The organism is Roseateles koreensis, assembly GCF_028595305.1.
Taxonomy (GTDB): Bacteria; Pseudomonadota; Gammaproteobacteria; order Burkholderiales; family Burkholderiaceae_C; genus Paucibacter_A; species Paucibacter_A koreensis.
The window spans coordinates 41,983-63,452 of the sequence record NZ_JAQQXS010000021.1 but is presented as its reverse complement, the minus strand read 5'-3'; the positions used below and the strand labels follow the sequence as shown (position 1 = coordinate 63,452).

General features: G+C 62.1%; 13 protein-coding genes and 1 tRNA gene. 5 read left to right on the top strand and 9 right to left on the bottom strand.

The window, feature by feature from the left end:
- Positions 1–220: 220 nt before the first annotated feature.
- The 7 genes from PRZ01_RS18325 to PRZ01_RS18295 form a co-directional block, all read right to left on the bottom strand.
- A tRNA-Arg gene (locus PRZ01_RS18325) sits at positions 221–295 on the bottom strand.
- A 76-nt stretch (positions 296–371) separates the two neighbouring features.
- Positions 372–4,796, bottom strand: a complete 4,425-nt coding sequence (locus tag PRZ01_RS18320; RefSeq protein ID WP_273598287.1) for a translocation/assembly module TamB domain-containing protein — start codon at positions 4,794–4,796, stop codon at positions 372–374.
- Positions 4,797–4,812: 16 nt separating this feature from the next.
- Positions 4,813–6,681: an autotransporter assembly complex protein TamA gene (locus tag PRZ01_RS18315; RefSeq protein ID WP_273598286.1), complete on the bottom strand. Its 1,869-nt coding sequence runs from the start codon at positions 6,679–6,681 to the stop codon at positions 4,813–4,815.
- A 125-nt stretch (positions 6,682–6,806) separates the two neighbouring features.
- A complete protein-coding gene (locus PRZ01_RS18310; RefSeq protein WP_273598285.1) occupies positions 6,807–7,988 on the bottom strand; it encodes a vWA domain-containing protein in 1,182 nt (393 codons plus the stop codon).
- Between the two features lie 15 nt (positions 7,989–8,003).
- Positions 8,004–10,046 carry a S9 family peptidase gene (locus tag PRZ01_RS18305; protein ID WP_273598284.1) on the bottom strand — a complete coding sequence of 681 codons (2,043 nt, stop codon included), beginning with the start codon at positions 10,044–10,046 and terminating at the stop codon, positions 8,004–8,006.
- A gap of 16 nt (positions 10,047–10,062) precedes the next feature.
- The gene (locus tag PRZ01_RS18300) at positions 10,063–10,293 is read right to left on the bottom strand and encodes a hypothetical protein (RefSeq protein WP_273598283.1); all 231 of its coding nucleotides are present in this window, start codon (positions 10,291–10,293) and stop codon (positions 10,063–10,065) included.
- Positions 10,294–10,303: 10 nt separating this feature from the next.
- Positions 10,304–11,158, bottom strand: a complete 855-nt coding sequence (locus PRZ01_RS18295; RefSeq protein ID WP_273598282.1) for an AAA family ATPase — start codon at positions 11,156–11,158, stop codon at positions 10,304–10,306.
- Between the two features lie 86 nt (positions 11,159–11,244).
- Here PRZ01_RS18295 and PRZ01_RS18290 point away from each other — a divergent pair, with 86 nt between their 5' ends.
- The 3 genes from PRZ01_RS18290 to PRZ01_RS18280 all read left to right on the top strand — a co-directional run bounded on the left by PRZ01_RS18290 (position 11,245) and on the right by PRZ01_RS18280 (position 15,444).
- Positions 11,245–11,907 carry a c-type cytochrome gene (locus PRZ01_RS18290; RefSeq protein ID WP_409993874.1) on the top strand — a complete coding sequence of 221 codons (663 nt, stop codon included), beginning with the start codon at positions 11,245–11,247 and terminating at the stop codon, positions 11,905–11,907.
- 144 nt (positions 11,908–12,051) lie between these two features.
- The gene (locus PRZ01_RS18285; protein ID WP_273598281.1) at positions 12,052–13,305 is read left to right on the top strand and encodes an HD-GYP domain-containing protein; all 1,254 of its coding nucleotides are present in this window, start codon (positions 12,052–12,054) and stop codon (positions 13,303–13,305) included.
- A gap of 153 nt (positions 13,306–13,458) precedes the next feature.
- On the top strand, positions 13,459–15,444 hold the full coding sequence (locus PRZ01_RS18280; RefSeq protein WP_273598280.1) for a hypothetical protein: 1,986 nt from the start codon (positions 13,459–13,461) through the stop codon (positions 15,442–15,444).
- A gap of 38 nt (positions 15,445–15,482) precedes the next feature.
- On the opposite strand, the gene PRZ01_RS18275 is transcribed toward PRZ01_RS18280, so the two are convergent.
- Complete coding sequence (locus PRZ01_RS18275) at positions 15,483–17,600, bottom strand: metallophosphoesterase (protein WP_273598279.1); 2,118 nt, start codon at positions 17,598–17,600, stop codon at positions 15,483–15,485.
- 243 nt (positions 17,601–17,843) lie between these two features.
- Here PRZ01_RS18275 and PRZ01_RS18270 point away from each other — a divergent pair, with 243 nt between their 5' ends.
- Both PRZ01_RS18270 and PRZ01_RS18265 read left to right on the top strand, forming a co-directional pair.
- Positions 17,844–18,728: a Crp/Fnr family transcriptional regulator gene (locus PRZ01_RS18270; protein WP_273598278.1), complete on the top strand. Its 885-nt coding sequence runs from the start codon at positions 17,844–17,846 to the stop codon at positions 18,726–18,728.
- A 406-nt stretch (positions 18,729–19,134) separates the two neighbouring features.
- Positions 19,135–20,370, top strand: a complete 1,236-nt coding sequence (locus tag PRZ01_RS18265; protein ID WP_273598277.1) for a tyrosine-type recombinase/integrase — start codon at positions 19,135–19,137, stop codon at positions 20,368–20,370.
- A 134-nt stretch (positions 20,371–20,504) separates the two neighbouring features.
- Here the strand turns inward: PRZ01_RS18265 and PRZ01_RS18260 are convergent, their stop codons facing one another.
- Positions 20,505–21,407 carry a LysR family transcriptional regulator gene (locus PRZ01_RS18260; protein WP_273598276.1) on the bottom strand — a complete coding sequence of 301 codons (903 nt, stop codon included), beginning with the start codon at positions 21,405–21,407 and terminating at the stop codon, positions 20,505–20,507.
- Positions 21,408–21,470: the final 63 nt, after the last annotated feature.

Genomic DNA, 21,470 nt, shown 5'->3' with positions numbered 1-21,470 from the left:
GGCCATGATTTCCCCTTCCGAGTAAGTTGATGAGATACCGTACTTCCCATCGTGGCACTCAGTTGCCGTTTGCCGCAACGCGGCTAGCTCGGGACGGGGAAGTCCCTTTCATTCGTTAGGCGTCGAATTTGTCGCAAAGTTTCAGCTGAACTGATGGGTGCGACCACGCACGCAGGGTCATCATCGCGTCGTAAGACTTGTCAATTCGACGCCAAGCGGTTGGTCCCGCCAGTAGGAATCGAACCTACATCTGAGTCTTAGGAGGACCCCGTTCTATCCATTGAACTATAGCGAGACGCGCCCTCGGGTGAGGGCGGGCTGGATTCTCGCATGAGTTGCTTGGACAACTGGCTGGCCGCTGGCGGCAGTGTCTACTCCCACTTCCATTGCCAGATCAAGTCCAGCGCGTTGTCGTCGCCGGATTGGGCGCGCAGGGTGAAGCGTTGGGCGATGCGGTAGATCAGCTGCCACAGGCCGGTGGTGGTGTTGAGTCCGCGCTCGTAGCCCACGTACCAGCGGTCGGAGAGGTTTTTTCCCACACGCAAGACGGTGCCTTTGATGTCGCTGCCCTTGCCGTCGAAAGACAACTCGTCCAAGCCGACGGTCTTTTTGAGCTTGCTGCTCATGCTTTCGCCGTCGCCAGCCAGCAGTGCGAGTGCGGCGCTTTGCAGCATCGCGGAGTCGTTGCTTTCCAATTGATCCGGGGCACGGCCCAACAGCAGCCATGAAAGTTTGGCGCTGTCTTGCATTTCAGGGTCGGAGTAGAGCTTGATGCGCGGGGCCAGCGCCGTGCCGGTGATGCTCACGCCCACGCGGACTTCGTCATTGCTGGTGCTGTTGAGGTTGTTGGCGCGCAGGGCAAGCACATCCAGGCGCGGGTTGTCGAGCACGCCGGTGAAGGTGATCAGGCCTTTCTCGATGCCCAGCTTTTGCCCATAGGCATCGAAGGTGCCTTTCACGGTTTTGATCTGGCCGTTCAGGGCCGGGCCGGTCGGTGCCTGGGTCAGTGCCAGATTGCCGGCCAGCAGGGTGTCGATGCCGTGGCCCCGCACGCGGAGCTTTTTGCCCAAATCGATGTCGAGCTTGAGTTTGATGGGGCGCTTGGGGGTCGATTTATCAGCCACCACCTCAGGTCCGCGGTCGGGGCGGCGCACGATGACGTCTTCACCCAACTCGGGCGCATTGCCGCGCGAGAAGTCGAACAGACCCTCGTCAATGTCCAGCCCGCCCTGGATGTCCAGGGCATTGGCGTCCATCTGCATGCGGACCTGGCCATTGACCGCCAGCCGCCGATCCACACGCCGCAGGATGGCGAACTTGTTGGCCTTGAACTGAAAGTCCGCACGTGGTGCTGCCCCCAATTGGAGTGTGCCGGCGCCGGTCAATTCGCCGTCGCCAGCGAGTACGCGGAAGCTTTCGAGTTGCGCTTTGCCGCCACTGAGGGTGAGGGACATTTCGCCGTCTCGCATGTCCACGCCCATCAGGGGGTTGCGCAGCGACAGTTTTTCGGCCCGCGCCTGGCCCGTGATTTCTGGTGCGCCGAGCCGTCCGCCAAAACTTGCACTGGCATGAATACCACCGCCCATGCGCCACCCGGCGGGCACCCATGCGCCCCAAGTGCCCAAATTGGCCACTTGCGCCTCCAGCACGCCCTCCAACTGCGAGTGGGCGTTGGGCCAACCTTGGCCATCGTCATTGCGCGCCGTCAAGGCGCCGGCCAGTGCGCCTACATTGCTGCCCGCCAGCGACTGGGTGAGGTGCCAGATGCCGGGGCTGCCGATCAAGCCCACACGCAGATCGCTGAGTTTGAGCTGTTGCGTGCCGCTGTCGTCGGTGACGCTGAGGTCGCCCTGTGTACGCTCCAGTGCGATGTCGACGGCCAGGGCGGGTTGTGCACTGACGTGGGCGTAGCCGCTCATCACCAGATCGCCACCCCAACCGAAATCGGGTTGCCAGCGCGCCAGCAGCGGCGCAACAGCCAGCGGCTCCAGGCGCAGATCCAGGGCGATACGCTGGCCGCCTTGCCATGCCATCTGTTGCCAAGTAAAACCCGCGCCCAGCAGGGTCAGTCGGCCGGGTGAGAGTTCCGCCGTTTGCACTTCAGCGCGCGGACCGAGGCTCAATTGCCCGGCAAGCCCCTGGGCCTGCAACCAGGGGCCGAGCGAGGGGTCTTGGGGCTGCGCCAGCCCTTGAGCTTTGGTGAAACGCCAATGCCCGCCGTCTTGCCAGAGCTTGAGCGGCGCGGTGTCCAGACTCCCGTGCAGGGCCGCTTTGAAAGTGCCTCGGGCCTGCTGGTGCGGGGCTTGGCCGGGGGGAATCAAGGCCACGGGAATGGGCAGTTCGCTGATGCCGTTCAGCTGCAATTCGTGTTGCGCCCAACTGCCCAGTAATTGGAGTTTTGTGTTGCTCAGCGTCAGGCCTTGTGCCTTGAATTGCTCCATGCTCAGCTGCGCTGACAGCGGGCTGTTGAGCCCGCTGCTGAGCGACCATTGCAGCTGCGCAGCGGTCAAGCGGGAGGGTGAGGCAGGGGCAGGGGCCTTGTTGTTGCCACTGCTTGCTGGCGCGAATTGCCATTGCAACTGGGTTGCCCGCAGATCGGATTCGGTGTGCCAGGCCCAAGCGCCGGTGCTGCTTGGGGTGGGGTTGACGTTGGCTGTCGTTTCGGGGCTGACTTGCAGCTGGACCTTGCCCTGGATGGCCCCGCTCACCTGGGCCTGTGGGATGAAGCTGGCAAGCAGGCCTTGCGCCTGGTTCAATTGCGCCGCCTGCACGTCGAGCCGGGCTTGCAACTGTTCATCGGCCACCAGATGGGCTTCGCCCAACAGGTGGTTGTCGCCCATTTGCAATTCGGCCTTGGCCGAGGGCAGGGCACTGCCGACTCGGCTGTAGCTCAACTGCCCACCGACCGGCACACCCGCCAGCGACCCCGGCAGCCACTGAACGCTGAGTGCTCCGGTGGGTGCCCTTTGCAGCAAGGTTGCTTGGGCCGCCCGGGTCGGCTTGCCCGAACCGCTCGCCGGGGGGGGCGACTGAAGCTCAGCCTTCAAGCGAAGGTCCAGTGCTTGGGCTTGGCTCTGCCAGGCGCTGCCGGCCACGCCAGGGAGCAGGCGGCGCAGATCGGGCGCTTGCGCACTGGCTTCGGTCGACAGGCGCCAGCCTTGCTGCAGGCTGGCCGCTTGTTGAAGGGCCAGCTCGCCGCTGCCCTTCAACTCAGCGGCACCGGCCTTGAGCAGAAAATTCTGCAGCTTGACTAGCTTGCTGCCCAGCTGCGCCTGCAGATGCAGGCTCAAGGGCAGTTGGGGCGGCAGATGCAAGGTGGGGGCCAGCGCGCCCGGCGCTGCAGGGCCTGTTGCCCCGGCCAATGGCCCCGAGGGCGGCGTTGAAAGTTGCCCTGAAAGCTGGGCATTCAGCTGCAACTGCGGGTCTTGTGCGCCGCTCAATTGGCGCAGGGTTTGAATGCTGCTGATCGACAGCTTGCCCTCGAGCTGCAAGGCCTGCAGCTGGGAGTGCAGCGCTGCGCCACGCAGCTGTTCAAGCGCAATATGCAATTGGCTGCCTTGCGGGCTGGCGCTGGTGCCCGTGGCGTGAAGTCGCCCGCCGGGCAACTGGGTGCTGCCCAGCTGCAGATCGAGCGTGCGGATCAGCAAGGTGGCCGGGTCGTCGGGCTGCAGGCTCATGTCCAGCGCCAGGGAGCGGAGCGGGAGCCGTGCGCGGTCCCAGGGGCCCGCAGCCGCATTGTTCAGGTCAACGGCCAGTTGAAAGGTTGGTGCACGCGGTGCATGGGGTGCGGCGGTCTTCGCTGGCGTTGCATCCTGGGCCGGTGTTGTGGCTGGCCCTTGGGTGCCGAGGGTGGCTGTGCCGCTCAAGGCGGTGTGCGGCACGCCGGAGAGCAGTGCGGCGAGATCCAGCTGGTGGGTGTTCAATTGCAGCGCTTGCAAGGGCCAGGCGGCAAAGGGGTGAACCGTTGCCTGCGCCGCCAGTTGCTGCGACTGTGCCTGCAAGGTGGCCTTGATCTCGGGCTGCAACAGTGGCCCTTGGGCCTGCAGTTGCGCCTGCCAGGCGGGCAAGCCTTGAAGGCCCGCAGCGGACAGCAGCTTTAAATCGGCTTGCAGTGCCAGCGTGCCGGTGGTGGCGAAGCTGGCCTTGCCGCTGGCCTCCAGCAGATCCCAGCCCAGGTGATCGAGCAGAATATCGTGGCGCAAGCCCTGCGCTTGGCTCAGCTCAATGCGGCCACGCAGATCACGCAGGGGCTTGTCGCCCAGCTCGGGCATTTGCAATTGGCCGACGCTCAAGGCCTGAACGTGCACGCCCAGCGGAATCAACAGATCGGTGGGTGCATGGCTGGCTTCGGTCGATGGGGCCAGCGCCAGGCGGATTTGATCGGCGTGCAAGCTTCGCAGGCTGAGCTCTCCCCATAGGCGTGGGCTGTGGCTCCAGGCCAGGCTCAGGCCTTGCCATTTCAAACCCTGTACTTCAATCGTGTCAGCGGCTTGGCTGTGCGGGGCGGTGCTGGGAAAGGTGTAGCGCAGGCGGCTTGCCGAGAAATCGCCGACCAAAGTACCTTCAACCTGCTCGGTACTCAGCCCCGGAATCTGCTGGAGCACAAAGCGTGTGCCGGCCTCGCTGGCCACACCCCACCACAGGCCCGTGCCGGCGGCGCAGAGCAGGGCAGGCACGGCCAGCAGGCTCAGCAAGAGGCCGTGCCCCTTGGGCCGGCGGGTCGGGGCTGGGCCGGACGCTGGCTGTGCCGCGCCTGCGTCGGCGGTGTCGGTTTGAGGGTCTGGATGGGCTTGCATGGAGGCTTAGGCCCGTTTACATGGCCACGGCCACGCTGAAATGGAGGCGCCAATTGCCCGTGGCATGGGCATGGGCGAAGTCAAGGCGCAAGGTGCCCAGCGGGCTGCGGTAGCGCAAGCCGAGGCCGGTGGCGACGGTGGGGTGCAGGGTGCTCCAGCCCATGGCGGCTTGGCCCGCATCGACAAAGGCGGCGCCCTGCAGGTCCGGCAATTTGGCGGTGAGGGCATGGGCCAGCTCAAGGCTGCCGGTCCACATGACGCGCCCGCCCGTGGCATTGCCATCACTGTCAACGGGCCCGAGATCGCGCAGGTTGTAGCCGCGCACCGACTCGTCGCCGCCGGCGCGGTAGCGCAGGGCTTCGGGCAGGCCGACATCGTCGCGGGAGAAAATTTCAGACCAATTGGTGCGGGCGCTGCCGTACCAGCCGCCGGGCAGGAGCTGGTAGCCGTGCAGCGTCAATTCACTGCGCCCGAAGGTGCCGCTGTTGGCAATGGTGTTGTCAGCCCGGCCCAGGCCCAGGAGCAGACTCGCGGTATAGCCCGTGGTGGGTTTGAGCGTGCTGTCCACCCGGCGCCGGGTCCATTGGATATTGGCAGAAACGGCGCCGCTGTTGATTTGCTGCTGGGGGTCGGTTTCATGGGCGCGCAGCACCTCCAGATAGTAGATGCGGTCATCCGCCCCGGTCTCGCGCAGGCGGCCCAGGCGGGCACGCAAGTTGATGCTGACCTTGGCGTCTTCCACCACGCGTTCCAGATAGAGAGCCGCCAGGTCGCGCTGCATGTCGGTGCGCGGGTGCGAACTCAATTCCCAGTCCAGCGAGGGATTTTCCTGGCTGACATTCATTTTGAAGCGCGAGCGCAGGTTCAAGCCAAAGGGCCTGCGGTTGGTGTAGTCCAGGCCCACACGCGGGCCGTTGCCGGAGCTGTAACCCAGGCTGGTGGTGAGCTGCTGGCGCGGCGCTTCACGCACTTCTACCCACACAGGCGTTTGCACCGGCCCATCGGGCTCGGGGCGAATCGTGATGTTGACGTTGTCGAACAGGGTGGTCTTGACCAGTCGTTCTTGAAAATCAAGCAAGGCTTGTTCGGAGTACGGATCGCCGGGGGTGTAGCCGCTCAGGCGCTCGATCACTTCGGGCGGTTGATTCTTCAGTCCCGTGATGTGCAGTTCACCGAGGCGAAACAAGGGGCCGCTGTCGAGTTGCAATTCAATCTCGGCGCTGTTGGTTTCAGCATCGACGTGTACCGCCGATTGCTCGAGCCGCGCTTGCGGATAGCCTTTTGCGCGCGCCTGGCCGAGCAAGGCCGTTTTGGCGTTGGACCAAGCACCCTGCACAAAAGGCGCGCCATTTTTCAGCGGCCAACTTCCTTGCAGGGCGCTGCGCAGTTGTTCGGCTTGCTGTTGGGCGGCCTGCTGCGGTGCGGGCAAAGACGCGCTGCCAGATTCAGGCGGTGCCAGCTCTCCGCTGAAAGAAAACGTCACGTTCTTGATCGTGGTGCGCGGGCCGGGATCGACCTTGACCGTGACGACGATGGGTGTTTGCGTCAAGTCGCGATCCACCGTGACCCGGGCGTTGAAGTAGCCTTCAGTCTCCAGCAGGGATTGCGCTTGCTGGGGTGCTGCGGCACTGAGTCGGGCCAACTCCTGTGTGCCCAAACGTTGGTCGGCCGGCGCATTGCGGAAGCGGGCCAGGTCCAGGTTTTCGGTAAGCAGTTCACGCAGTTCTGAAGGCGCCTGCACATTGAGCGTGTACTCCGCAACCATGCGCACGCCTTGCGGCGCGCTGGCGCTGTCTGAAGGGGCCGTTGCGGCTTGTACTTTGGCGTCGGGTGCTGCGGCTTGTCGGCTGAAAGGGGCCAGGCCTGAGCAGGCGGACAGCGACATACACAGCCATACACATAGCGCAGCGCACAGCGACACATGCCGGGCAGGCGACGAAAGTGAGGCCGGAGCGGCAAGAACGGCCGAAGGCGCCCGCTGTCGCAGGGCCGGAGCCCTTGAACGTCGAATCATTTGCTCAGCAATCGCATCGCGCCTTCAAGCCCCGCCAGCGACAAGGGGAACATGCGCTGGTGCATGATCTGCTGGATCAGCGCCACGCTTTGGCGGTACTGCCACACGCCCTGCGGTTCGGGGTTGATCCAGGCGTATTTGGGAAAGGCGTTGGCCAGGCGCTGCAGCCACTCCGCACCAGGTTCTTCGTTGTTGTACTCGACGCTGCCGCCGGCTTGCAGGATCTCGTAGGGGCTCATGGTCGCGTCGCCGACGAAGATCAGTTTGTAGTCGCGGTTGTACTTGCGAATGATGTCCCAGGTGGGTGTTTTTTCGGCGTAGCGGCGCCGGTTGTTCTTCCAGACAAAGTCGTAGACGCAGTTGTGGAAGTAGAAGAACTCCATGTGTTTGAACTCTGACTTGGCGGCCGAGAACAGCTCTTCCACCCGGTGGATGTGCTCGTCCATGGTGCCGCCCACGTCCATCAGCAACAAGACTTTCACCTTGTTGTGACGTTCGGGGATCATGCGGATGTCCAGCATGCCGGCATTTGCGGCCGTCTTGTGGATGGTGTTGTCGAGGTCGAGTTCCAGCTCAGAGCCTTCACGCGCGAAGCGGCGCAGACGGCGCAACGCCACCTTGATGTTGCGGGTGCCCAGCTCCAAATTGTCGTCGTAGTCTTTGTAGGCGCGCTGCTCCCAAACCTTGACGGCGCTCTTGTTGCGGCTGGCGCCCCCGATGCGGATGCCCTGCGGGTTGTAGCCACTGTTGCCAAAGGGGCTGGTGCCGCCGGTGCCAATCCATTTGTTGCCACCTTCGTGACGTTCTTTCTGTTCTTCGAAACGTTTTTTGAGCGTCTCCATCAGCTCGTCCCAGCCCATTTTTTCAATGGCGGCCTTTTGCTCGGGCGTCAGCTCCAGTTGAAGGTGTTGGCGCAGCCACTCCAGCGGCACCTCTTTGCTGAAGTCGGTGAGCAGTTCCACCCCTTTGAAATAGGCCGAGAAGGCACGGTCGAATTTGTCGAAGTGCGCTTCATTCTTGACCAGGGTGGCCCGGGCGAGAAAGTAGAAGTCATCGATGCTGGGTGGGCCATCTGAGCCGATGACGCCGGCCTTCAAGCCTTCGAGCAGGCTCAGAAATTCCCGCACGGAGACCGGCAGCTTGGCGGCGCGCAAGGTGTAGAAGAATTTGATCAGCATCGGAGTTCTTTAACGCTATTTCTTGGCGGAACGGGCGGTCGGCTTGTCTGGCTTGCCGGGCGCATGCCCACGCAGCCAAGAAAAGAATTCACCATACCAGAGCAAGCTGTTCTGGGGCTTGAGCACCCAATGGTTTTCGTCAGGGAACCACAGCAGGCGTGCGTCCACACCACGCGCCTTGAGGGTGTTGTAGTAAGCGAGACCCTGGGCGTCAGGCACGCGGTAGTCTTGCGCACCGTGAATCACCAGAGTGGGGGTGTGCATGTGCTGGGCAAAACTGTGCGGGCTTTGCGCGGCGATCTTGGCCGGGTCGTCCCAGTACCAGGCGCCCAGCTCCTTGGCGTGCCAGGTGTAGGCGTCGTCAGCAAACATGGCCTGCCAGTCGTAGCAGCCGGCATGGCAAATATAGGCCTGATAACGCCCCGGCTGCACGTGTCCGTTCATCCAGGCCACCATATAGCCGCCGTAGCTGCCACCGGTGGCGTAGATTCGTTGGCTGTCCACCCAGTCCTTTTGAAGCAACCAGTCGGTGCCGGCTTCAATGTCTTGCAACTCCAGTTCGCCCCAGCGGTGCGTGATGGCGTCTTTGAAGGCGTGGCCGAAGCTGGACGAGCCGTGGTAATTCACGCAGGCCACGATGTAGCCCTGCGACGCGAATACTTGGTGGTTCCAGCGCCAGTGCCAGGAGTCGCCAAAGGCCGTGTGCGGCCCGCCATGGATCACGTGCATGACGGGGTATTTCTTCTTGTCGCAGGCGTCGAAGCCGGGCGGGTGGACCAACCACATCTGCACTGCGTCGCCCTGCGCGCCTTGCAGCGTGACCTCCTCATGGGTGGCCAGGGCATAGCGGGCCAACTCCGAATTGTTGAAGTGTTCGATCCGCTCAGGCTGGGCGTCAGCATTCAGCGCCGACAGCCGGGGCGGGTACTGCACGCTGTCGTGCTGAACCACCACCGTGCCATTCGCCTGCGAGAAGGCCGTGGCATTGCCGCCCTCGAAGCGCAGGGCCGCTTCTTGCGTTTGCAGATTGAATTGCCACAGGTGACGCCGGCCCCGGTCTTCTGCAGTGAAGAGCAGGTGCAGGTCGTCTTCCGCCCAGACCAGGGGTGCGCTCACCTCGTGGTCCCAGGTGTCTGACACCACCGCCCATTGGCCCTGCGTGTCGAGCACCGCCAACTGCGCCGGCATGGTGTGCTTGAAGCCATGGTGGCTGGCGATAAAGGCCAGGTGCTGCCCGCCGTGGCTGTAGCGAGGCGCTTCCAGATGCCAGTCTTTGTCCTGCAGCAGGGTGCGTATTTTTTTGCCGCCCTTGACTTCCACTTCACCCAGGGCGAAGCGGTTGTCCAAACGCTTTTCCTGCGCGGGGTCGAAGGAAAAGACGATGCGCCGGCCATCCGGTGAAATATCGAAGCAGTTCATGTCGGGTTCGGCCCAACTGAGGCTGATATCGCTGCCCTCAAACAAGTCGGTGACCTTGCCGCTGTCGACGTCCAGCACATGCAGGTGCGGCACGCGGCCCATGGGGATGTGGTGGTCCCAGAAGCGGTAGCAGGCTTGTGAGGTGACGTAGCCTGTGGCCTTGCGTGCTTTGAATTCTTTCAGCGCCTTGGCTTGTGCCTTGCTGCCGCGCAGTTCGGGCCAGACCCAGGAAACGAAGGCAATGCGGCGGCCGTCAGGAAACCACTTGAAGGACTCGACGCCGGTGGCGATGCCTTGCGCGTCTGGGCCGGCGCGGCGCGCTTCGCCGCCATCGGGGGCAATCAGGTAGAGCTGGGCTTCGTCGTCCTTGACGCCCTCTTGCTCGCGTCGCCCGATGAAGGCAATGCGGTCGCCGCGCGGGCTCCATTGCGGCGCCGCATCTTTTTCGCCAGCAACGGTCAGTTGCCGTGGTGCACCGCCGAAGGTCGACAGCAGGTACAGGCTGCTGCTGCCCTTGTTCTTGTCGGCGTCATAACGGCTGACGCTGACGGCTACTTGGGCGCCGTCAGGTGACAGGCTGGGCGCGCCGACGCGTTCAAGTTGCCAGAGCGCTTGGGCATCGAAAACCTTGCGTTTCATGAGGGTTGAGCTCTCTTCAGTGCGTCTGGCGCCAATGCGCCAGCAGGCTGCGGCACAGCAGGCGGCCGGCGCCGCAGCCGGCCAGAATCAACAGCAGGCCAGTGATCTGAGGCAAACCCCAGGCGGCGCTGCCCACAAAATCAAAGCCCAGGGCCAAGCCCAGCTTCCAGCCGGCCAGGGCGCCGAGGACGAAGCCGAAGGCGTCGGCCACGCCCTCTTGCAGGGCATTCTTCAGTGCTTGATTCATGGCGCTGAAATCAACGGTTATGCCGCTGCATGAACACCAGCTTTTCAAACAGCGTCAGGTCTTGCTCGTTCTTCAACAAGGCACCGACCAGAGGCGGCACGCTGACCGATGCGTCTTGCGTGGCCAGGGTTTCGGTGGGGATGTCTTCCGCCACGAGCAGCTTGAGCCAGTCCAGCAGTTCGGATGTGGACGGCTTTTTCTTCAGACCCGGCAGGTTGCGCACCTCGAAAAATGTTTTCAGCGCGGCGGCCAGCAGCTCTTTCTTCAAGCCCGGGAAGTGCACGTCCACGATGGACTGCATGGTCGCCGGGTCGGGGAACTTGATGTAGTGGAAGAAGCAGCGGCGCAAAAACGCGTCGGGCAACTCCTTTTCGTTGTTGGAGGTGATGAACACCAGCGGCCGGTGCTTGGCCTTGATCAGTTGCCGGGTCTCGTAGACATAAAACTCCATGCGGTCGATTTCACGCAGCAAGTCGTTGGGGAATTCGATGTCGGCCTTGTCAATCTCGTCGATCAGCAGAACCACCGGGCGGTCCGCCTCGAAGGCTTGCCAGAGCACGCCCTTGACGATGTAGTTGTTGATCTCCCGCACCTTCTCCGCGCCCTCGATACCAGCCAACTGGCTGTCGCGCAAACGGCTGACGGCGTCGTACTCGTACAAGCCTTGCTGGGCCTTGGTGGTGGATTTGATGTGCCACTGCAACAGGGGCATACCCAGGCTTGCGGCGACTTCTTCTGCCAGCATAGTCTTGCCGGTGCCGGGTTCGCCCTTGATCAACAAAGGGCGTTGCAGCGTTGCAGCTGCGTTCACGGCCAGCATCAAGTCGGGCGTGGCGATGTATTGGTCAGAGCCTGCAAATTTCATGCTGTCGATCAAATAGGTTTAAGGGTGAATTCAGTATAAGGCGGGCCCTATAATCGCCGCCGACCTCAGATCAAGACCACGGGACTATGAAAAAACTGTTGCAGATCTCGATTGCTTTGTGCGCCATGTTGGGCGGCGCAGCCTCTGTTCAAGCTCAGGCGGCCGGTGCGGCCAGCGTTCAGGCCAAGGTGGCCATGTGCATTGGCTGCCATGGCATTCCGGGGTACCGCGCGACGTTTCCTGAGTTGCACAAGGTGCCCATGATCGGGGGTCAAAATGCCAAGTACATTGCTTCCGCCTTGACGGCTTACAGCAAGGGCGATCGCAAGCACCCCACGATGCGCGGCATTGCCCAAACATTGAGCGAACAAGACATTGCCGACATCTCGGCTTACTACGAGGCGCAAGCTGCAGCAGCTGGTGCCGCGCCGGTGGCCGAAACCCTGGCGCCAGCGCCGGCCCAAGTGGCTGAGTTGCTCACCAAGGGCGCTTGTGCGTCTTGTCACGGTGCCAATTTCAGCAAGCCCATTGATGGCAGCTATCCCAAGTTGGCTGGCCAGTACGCCGACTACCTCTACGTTGCATTGAAGTCCTACCAGACCGAAGGCAACCCGGTGGTGGGGCGTGGCAACGCCATCATGGCAGGCCAGGTCAAGCAATTCAGCCATGCGGAGTTGAAGGCGCTGGCTGGCTATCTGGCCTCTGTGCCCAGCGAATTGCGCACTGTGCCGCAAAGCAAGTTCCGCTGAGTACAGCTAGCCATCAAGTCAAGCTGACTTGAACCGTGCAAAGCCGCCGAAAGGCGGCTTTTTTCATCTCTTTGTCTTGCACGCCGTTTTTGCGATTCCGCGATACTTTGTGTCTTGTTGTCCTAATGAGCTGCAAAGCCGGCAATGCTCAAAAAAATCCCGACCCAGTTCGTTCAACTCGGCATGTATCTCCAGTCCATGGAAGGCTCGTGGCTGTCGCATCCGTTTTGGAAGACCAAGTTCGTCCTCACCGAACAGGCCGACCTTGAAGCTTTGCTGACCAGTGGCGTCCAATTTGTCTGGATTGACATCAGTCGCGGTAGCGACGTGCCGGCGTTGAAAGACCCCCAGCGCGCCCTTGACGAGGCCGAGGTGGTTGCTGCACTGGTCATGCCTGTGCTTGCTGCCCAGGAGCCTGAACTACCGGTAGCGCACTTCCCGCAGCAGAGCGCCGCTCAGGTCAGCCTGGGGGCTGAGGTGCTTCAGGCGGGTAAGGTGATCAATCGGTCCAAGCAGGCGGTGATGAACCTGTTCGGCGAGGCGCGGATGGGCAAGGCCGTGGACAACGCGCAATGCATCTCGATTGTTGAAGATGTGGCGAATTCCGTCTCCCGTAACCCTTCGGCTCTGATCAGCTTGGCTCGGCTCAAGACCAAGGACGACTACACCTATATGCACTCGGTGGCGGTGTGCGCCCTGATGGTGTCCTTGGCCAAGCAATTGGGCATGGATGAAGCCCAAACCCGGGATGCCGGGCTCGCGGGCTTGCTGCACGATGTTGGCAAGATGATGATGCCGCTTGACGTGCTGAACAAGCCCGGCCAGCTCACCGAAGCCGAGTTCAATGTGATCCGCTCGCATCCCGTGCGTGGCTACCAGATGCTTTTGGTGGGTGGGGCGGTGCCGGCCTCGGCGCTCGACGTGTGCCTGCACCATCACGAGAAAATGGATGGTACCGGCTACCCTCAAAAGCTCAAGGGCGAACAAATCAGCGTGCTGGCGCGCATGGGCGCCATCTGCGATGTGTATGACGCCATCACCTCGACGCGCCCCTACAAAAGTGCATGGGATCCGGCAGGGTCCATTCAGCGCATGGCGCAATGGACGGGGCAGTTCGACCCCGCCATTTTCAAGGCCTTTGTGAAGTGCGTTGGCATCTACCCCGTGGGCAGTCTGGTCCGCCTGGAGTCAGGGCGCTTGGCCGTGGTGGTGGACCTCAATCCGCAGAGCTTGGCTGCCCCGATCGTGAAGGTGTTCTATTCCACCCGCTCCAAACTGCCCTTGCCGGTGCATGTTTTGGACCTCTCCAGCCCGGCCGCGCAAGACCGGGTGGTGGGGCGTGAGTCGCCGCAAGAGTGGGGTTTTACCCATCTCGACGATATCTGGCGCGCTGCGTAGCGTGGCCGGTTGCACTGCGCGACCGAGTTTTCGCATGCAGTTGAGTTTTGTGGTTAGGTGCTGAAACCACCTGCATCTCCGGTCAATCCCGGACATCACTTGCTGGCAAGATCATGCGACAAGAAGGCCTCGGGCCTTCAGCTTGAAATGGCCATGTTGCGCAATCTCCTTGTCTATGTGGGTCCTGATGTCAGGGGCCGACTCCTTAGAGCTTTCTCCGCCTTGCTGTTCGGCATGGTGGTCAGTGCCTGTGGGGGCGGTAGCAAAGGCAGTGACGCCAGCACCAGCAGTGGCGGCAGCACCACCTTCAGTGTGACGCCAAGCCTCAGCGGTGTGGCGGCAGTGGGCTCTCCCCTGACCTTGGCCACAATCACGGTGCTGGACGGTACGGGCGCGACCGTGGGCAGTGCACAAACGCTGGCGGCTGATGGCAGCTACACGCTCAGCCTCAGCAGCAAAAGCCTGACGGCGCCGCTGCTGGTGCAGGCCCGTGGCATGGACGCTGCCGGCACGATGCAGGTCTTGCATTCGGCGGTGCCGATTCTGAGTGCTGCTGCGCCAGCCATGGTGGCCCACATCACGCCTTTGAGCCAGGCCATCGTGGCCTTGGCCGTTGGAGGGGATCCGCAAGCCGTTTTTTCCGCACCGACGCAGAACACAACGTCGGTTGCTGCGGTGGCCACCGCAGCGAGTGCCGCCAGCACCTTTGTCAAGACCCTGGTGAAGACGCAGCTCAGCGATCTGAAAATCAGCAACACCGCCGCGCTGGATTTGCTGGCCGACCCGGCTTTTGCCGCCAACAAAGGCGCGCAAGACTTGCTGATTGAGACTTTGAGCGTGCGCGTAGTCAAGAACAGCAAGGGCGTGATGGAGCTGCAGCTGAACAACAAGCTCCAGCCCAGCCAAGCGGCTGAAGTGGTGGTGGCTTTGCCCACGGCGCAGACCGAGCTGTTGAAAACAACGGCCAGCACCCCGGCCAACGCCATTACTTCCACTTTGCTCGCCACTACCAGCCCGACCGGCACGCTGGCCAACCTTGGCGCTCTGGATAATTTGAGCGCCGCATTGAACAAGCTGATTGCGCAAGGGCTCAATGCCAGTGGCATGGCTGCGTCACCGCTGCTGGCCAGCTACGACACGCACAACGGTCGGGCTCCAGCCGATGTAGCCGCCAAATTGGCGAGTTATGCGGCGGGCAATCGCCAATTTGGGCATTGGCTGATCACGGGCTGCGCGGACGTGGCGGTTAGCAATGGTTTGTGCAACCGGGTGCTGGTGTCAGCCCCGATCAGCGATGCATCAGGCACGGTGGTTGATCTCTTCAGCGATGCAGTCAGCTTCAACAAGACTTCCACAACAGGCAGCACCTGGAACTTGATCGGCAATGGCCGCAAGCTTGAGTTGGCGGTCACCCCCATGGCCATGACGGCGTTGGCGGCGGACGGCAGCAGCAGCACAAGCTTCACGCCCAACCCTTCCACCGGCCTGCAGGCCACCATCCAGGCGCAAAGCAGCGCGGGTACTCTGTTGTTGAGCAGTGCCACCTTGCAGACGGCCGGTAATTTCAGCGTGCCATTTGCCTATTGCGGCTTGCCCAAGCTGTGTGTGTCTGCCACCGCGGGCGCCACCAGCGCCGTGCCACTTGGTGGCGTGAGCGACACGGGCCTGCTGCAATCCAGCTTGGCATGGTTGGGCGCCGCGGATACCGCGCGTAACGCCAAATTCACCGTGACCTATACATGGGGTGGCACGGCGACCACAAGCAGTGTCTATCTGGGCGCCGATGTACCCGCCAGCCCGGCAGCGAGCCGGTTTCCCACCCTGGACGGCGTGGGCAGCAGCGCGCCTTTGCTGGGCAGCCAATTTGTTGCGGGCACCACCCTCAATTGGGCCAACTGGGCAGCGGCCAACCCGGACATGCGCTTGGTCAGCGTGAGCACCGTGCTGAGTCTGGCGGCTGATGCCACCCAAACGCCTCTGATCACCGACACCGCCGTGCCGCTGCCGCCCACAACCACGCTGGCCGTACCTGCTCTGGCGATGCCCAGCTTTACGGCAACCCGTTATGTCTTGTGGTTAGGCGCGCAAGATGCTTTGGGCCAGCGCTTTTATACCCGCTACACCCTGACCACGCCCTGAGGGCTTGCTTTTGGCGCGGCAACGCTGCGGCGCTGCCCCTATTCCTGGCAGCGCGTCCGCTTGCCCTCGGTCGTGCAAGTGCGCAACAAACGCCGCTCAGGGTCGAACATGCGGGCTGTCCAGTTGCTTGTGCCGGGTAGGCGATCGAACACGACGAAACCGAATTCCGTGGCGTGCGCTTTGTCGCTGCCGGCCTGGGCGATGGGGCTGGTGCTGAATGCGTCGGGGCGGGCGCTGCGCCCGTCGGACTGTTGAAAGGCCCAAGGCGCTTCATGCCAGGGCCAGCGTTTGTCGTCAGGCGAAATATCGGTGGCTTGATGTTTCGGCACGGCCATGGCGTAGGGGCGGGCACCGCGTGAGCTAAAGACCAGACCCTCCAGGGTTTGGCCCGACATGCCGATCAAAAACTGCGTGGGCAAGTCTGCCGCAGCGGGGTGGCTGATCATTTGCCAGCCGTGGATGTGCCCCGAGTGCACCATTTGCAAATTCGCAGGCAAGTGCCCGTTGCCTGCTGCAAAACTTTCTTCGCCGGCTTGCAGCGCCTTTTGAAATTGCCAGGTGCTTGAGGTGACTTGCGGCCCGCCGGCGTAGTAGGCAAATAAGGGCTTGTGCGTCACCAGCCAGGAGATGGCGGCGCTGCGGGTGGAGGGGGCCTCGGCCACCGCATTCAGTTGCCGGGCCGTGCGCACATGGTCGCCATTGCTCCAGCCTTGGTTGCGGCCACGCCCCGCGCTGTCAGCCAAGCCTGCAGCGTCCATCAAGATTAGTTGCAGATCGCCCAGGCGTACCAGCAGGGGGTCGGTGTAATTGCTGCAGGTGTTGGCGTCGTAGCGCGTGCTGTATTGCGGCTCGGCGGCCGGAAAGCTGCGGTAGTCCAGAAAGCGGTACCAGCCCGCACCGGCGCGGTCACATAACTCGTGATTCCCTCGGGTGATGACCCAAGGCGCGGCGCTCAGCAAGGGTCCGGCCGGCTTGAAGAAATCGGCCTGCCAGGCTTTCCATCCATAGGTGATGGTGTCCAGATAAGCGGCGTACCGCACCTCGTTGGGCTGGCTCTGGCCGGGCTCCAGGCCTTTGGGTGTGCCTTCACGGTAATGAATGTCGCCGTTATGGATGATCAGATCCGGATTGAAGCTGGCGGCCGCGCGGGCGATTTTGCGCCAGGGCCAGTCGGATTCGTCGCTGCAATCCTGCAAAGGCGCCCCCGTTGACCCCGCCGGGCCGAAGGCCTCGGGCCCTTGTACGCGACAGCCGGTGTCGCCCACTACCACCACCCGTTGAATCAGCGCGGCAGGGTCCAGCACTGCCTGACGCTGCCCGTTGATCGCCACAATCCGGGCCGCTGGGGGCAAGGGCGCCTCGCAGGTCAGCACCTCGAAGTCGGCCTTGATGGGCGGCTGGCCTCGGCCCATTTGGGCGGCGCTGTTGCTGGCGATGCCTCGCACCCGCGGCGCGCGAACCTTCATGGCCACGGCTTGGCCGTCCACCTGCATCTCGGGGCAGTGGCTTGCGGTGGTGATTGCGCGCGCCACCTGACGCCCGACGCCCAGCCCCGGTGCGCTCATCTCGTAGCGCGCTGCCAGATCGTCGGGGCTGGCGTTGCTGACCTTGGCGGCAGGGCCTGACATCGGTAACTCGTCGTTCAGGCTACCCATCGCAAGCGCGCTCCCATCTTTGGCAAAGCGCCCCACGGCGCTCAGCACGGCACGCGAGAAGGGCGCTTGCCCGTCGTCGCTGAACTGCGTCCACGCATAGAGGCTGCCGGGCGGGGCGATCAGGGGCAGCGCGGTGCCTGGCGCCTGGCCCGCAGCTTGTGCGGCGCCGAGCAGCGCTTGGGTGTCGGCATCGAGGCGTTGAAGCAAGTCTTTGCTGATGTCCTGGGCTTGGGTGGGGTGCATCAACTCTTCAGGCCTGACGCCTGCACGGGCCGCCACGCGCAGCTGAGCTTCGCCGGGCGAAAGGCCCGCCGTTACCTGTGCTGCCAGCAAACGTGCGAGGGCGGGGTAGGCGTTTGTAAGTTCTTGCGCCTGAGGGTTAGCTTGACTGAGCATGCCGCTCGAATTGCGCGCGGTTTGCGGCATTTGCGGTGCAGTGCATGCCGCAATAAGTAGCAGACTCAGCAGCAAAAAACGTTTTGAAACGGCGGTGGTGGGCATGGGGTGCAGTGAACGTTCCTGAGGCCAGCATTTTGCGCTGGCAGCTAGGGCCCCTGGGGCTTTGATCGCTTTCTTGATCTGCTTCATGGGCATCACGGTTTCGGCTCATCCCCTGGGACGCCAATCGATATGGCGCTTGATCTTGCGCAAAAAGTGACAGGCCTGGCCTTTGCGTTGCCTCAAAAGGAGGCGGCGCGGGCTGTTCCACAGTCAAGCCCTGTGTAGGATTTTTTGGAGACGACAATGTCCACCGCTCCCACTCTGGCCGTCACACGGTCGAAGCGCCGGCTCAATCCGGCCTCGTTGAGCCTTGAGTCCGATGGCTTTGACGCTGTGCGTCCCCGCGGCCGCGCGTCGGCGCGTGGGCACAGTGTCGACATGCCGTCCGCTGCGGCTTTGCGCGCCACCTTGCAGTCGGCATTTCCGGTGGAGCAGTTGAGCGAGGGGGCACTCGCCGCCCTGCTCGGTTTGGGGCACCTGCAAGGCCTGACAGCCAAATCCATGTGCCTGGACGAAGGCCAAAAGGCCGACGCTTTGTACCTGCTTGTGCAAGGCACGATCAGTGTGGGGCGGCATGATGCCGCCCGTCAATGGAGCCAACGCCGCACGGTGCACGCAGGGCAATGGGTGGATGCTGAAAGCGCGTGGCTGGGCGGCAGTTTCCGTGAATGCGCGCGGGCAGAGACCCAAGCCCTGGTGTGGGCCTTTCCGGTGGCGGAGCTTGAAATTGCCATGGGTACACAGCCCGCGTTGGCGCGTGCCTTGCTGGCCGTGAGCGCGGACCGGGTCCAACGCGTTGCCGGAGATGCCCATGAGTTGATGGCCAAGAATGTGTTGTCGCGCTGCGCGGCATGGCTGCTCAACGAGTTGCAGGCCTTGCAGGCGGAATCAAAAACGGACATTGAGGGCTCAGCACTGGCGCCGGCGGGCCAGCAGATTGTGCTGAGTCAGCGCAAGTGCGCTATCGCATCACAGCTGGGTACATCGCCGGAAACCTTCTCCCGCAGCTTGCGCCAGTTGCGGGAGTTGCAGGTGATCGCAATCAAGGGTTACCGCATCAGTGTGCTGAATCTGCCCGCCTTGATCGCCTTGTGTGAGGCAGACGAGCCCCCCAACGTCGCGGATTGAAGGCGTGCTGGCCGCGCGCTACGTCACGCCATATCCGGCTGGCCTGGGCTGCGATAGGCTTGAGATCTGCCGCACCTGCCGGTGCAACTTCACACACGGCCCGCAGTCTCCTACAGCGCTTGTCCAATTTTCAGAGGCGACGCAGCAATTTTCAATTGATAGTCAATTTGATCGCCGAGCCGTGCAGGCAAAAAAATGCCCATGATTGACATGGGCATTTTCTTTTTACTACTGGCGGAAGCTGTGTCCTCCGCCAATAGATTTAATGCCATCCAATGACATTCAAATAGGGTCTCTCTCATAGGAAAAATGACCAAATGTCGTTCCAACGGCGTCCAACGAAAACCAATGCAATCGCGTAGATTATGGTAGAAAGTATGGTAGATAAAAAAGAGGCCCTTTCCCCATGGCACGTAAAGCTAAAGAACTATCACCCTTGTCTGTGGGCAGGCTGACCCAGCCAGGGCATCACGCCGTGGGTGGAGTCGCAGGTTTGTACCTTTACGTTGTTGAATCTGGATCTAGATCATGGGTATTGCGTGTGATGGTCGGGTCAAAGCGGCGTCATATTGGCTTGGGTGGGTTCCCAGATGTTCCGCTGGCACAAGCCAAAGAGCGGGCGAGAAAGGCTCGTGACGAGATTTCTTTGGGCATTGACCCCATCGCACGCAAGCGCGAAGCGGCGAGCCAGCTGCGGGCGCAGCAAGCGACGGCGATCACGTTTCAAACAGCCGCCGAGAACTACGTCAGCGCTCATGGTGAGACCTGGAAAAGCGCCAAGCATCGTGCGCAGTGGACCAGTACATTGAAGAACTATGCCTACCCCGTCATCGGCGATCTTCAGATTCAAGATGTAGGGCAGGAGCAGGTTCTGAAAATCCTTGAACCCATTTGGAAGACCAAGAACGAAACCGCCAGTCGTCTTCGTGGCCGACTTGAGGTGGTCTTGGACTGGGCAACGGTGCGCAAATACCGCACCGGCGACAATCCGGCTCGCTGGAAAGGCCATCTCGACAAACTCTTGGCGGCGCCGAGCAAGATCCAAAAAGTTGAACATCACCGGGCGCTTGCCATCGATGCCATGCCGGCGTTCATGGTGGACCTTCGAAAGCGCGACGGCATCTCGGCTCGTGCTCTGGAGTTCACAATACTGACGGCCGCACGCAGCGGCGAAGCTCGCGGCGCAATCTGGGCTGAGATCGACAAGGTCGCCAAGGTCTGGACAATCCCGGCCGAGCGCATGAAGGGCGGCAAAGAACACCGAGTACCTCTGACTGATGCTGCGCTGCAGCTGATTGAAAAAATGCCAATGGTCGCCGGCAGCGACTTCATTTTTTCGGCGCCTCGTGGCGGTCAGCTATCGGATATGTCGCTGACGCAGGTGATGCGGCGAATGGGAGTGGACGCTGTGCCGCATGGATTCAGATCCACGTTCAGAGACTGGGCCGGTGAGCGGACCAACCACCCGCGTGAGGTTGCTGAGCAGGCGCTGGCACACGTGCTTGAAAACAAGGTCGAAGCTGCCTACCGTCGCGGGGATGCACTTGAGAAGAGGCGAGCGCTGATGAAGGACTGGGAGTCCTTCATTGGGAAGCCAAAGGGTGCACCATCAGTTTTTGATCTTCTTGGAACCGTGGGGTAGGCCCGCAGTGGTTGAGGACATCACAAGTAGGCGAAATGAGCTTGGAATACGTTACAGCTTGGCAATTTCGTCGGGATACGACGGGCTCGCGTTCGATAGTTGTTTGACCTCCATGATCGCTATGGCCTCTTCCTTTAAGGGGCCGCAGAACGCTCCTTGAGCAAAGCTACCAGTGCCAACACCATCTCGGACTGTTCAGCTTCACGATACGCCGCCCCTACGCTGATTTGGAGCTGATCCCCTTCTTGAATTTCCGTGTATGAAACGCCCTTGCGGGTGATCGACTTGAGGGACTGGGGGACGAGCGCCACACCTTGGCCGGAGGCAACCAGACCGAGCAACACATGGTGGTCGGCGGGCTCGGGAATTCGTTCCGGCTTGAACCCCAAGCGATCAAAGACCTTCTGGCAGTGATCGTGGTACGCCGGATTGAGCTTTCGATCAAACCAGAACAACTTGTCCTGCGCAAACTCGCGAATCGACACGATGCGCTTCTTCGCCGCAGGGTGATCCGAAGCCATGCAGACGACCATCCTGTCGTCGAACAGATGCGTGGTGGTCAGGTCCTCGGCGCGCGAGGGCAGGCCAATCACTGCCACGTCCAGGTGGCCCCGATTCAAGTCACGGATCGACTGCGACGATATCTGCCGTTTCACGGTCAGGCGGACGCCAGGAAACCGCTGCGCGAAGGCAACCTCGACCCACGCGAACAGGCTGGCATCGATCACCGTCGTGATACCGAGGGTGAGTTCGGCCTGCAGGGTGTTCTGGTCCGAACTGAATCGGGTCAGTACCTGTTCCGATTCCTTGACCAGGGCGCGCGCGTCGACGAGGAATCGCGTACCCGCCTCGGTGAGCCGCACCCCGCGCCGATCGCGATCAAACAGCGGAACACCCAGACTGTCTTCAAGCATCTTGATCTGCCGGCTCAGCGGCGGTTGGGTGATGAACATCCGCTCGGCCGCTCGCCGAAAACTCAGCTCCTCGGCCACGGCGACGAAGTAGGTTAATTGCCTCAGCTTCAGTGGATTGCTCACGTCGACCTCCCAGTCGTGTCGTTGATGCTCGAAAGGTATCAGCAAAAAATGACATAGGCACAC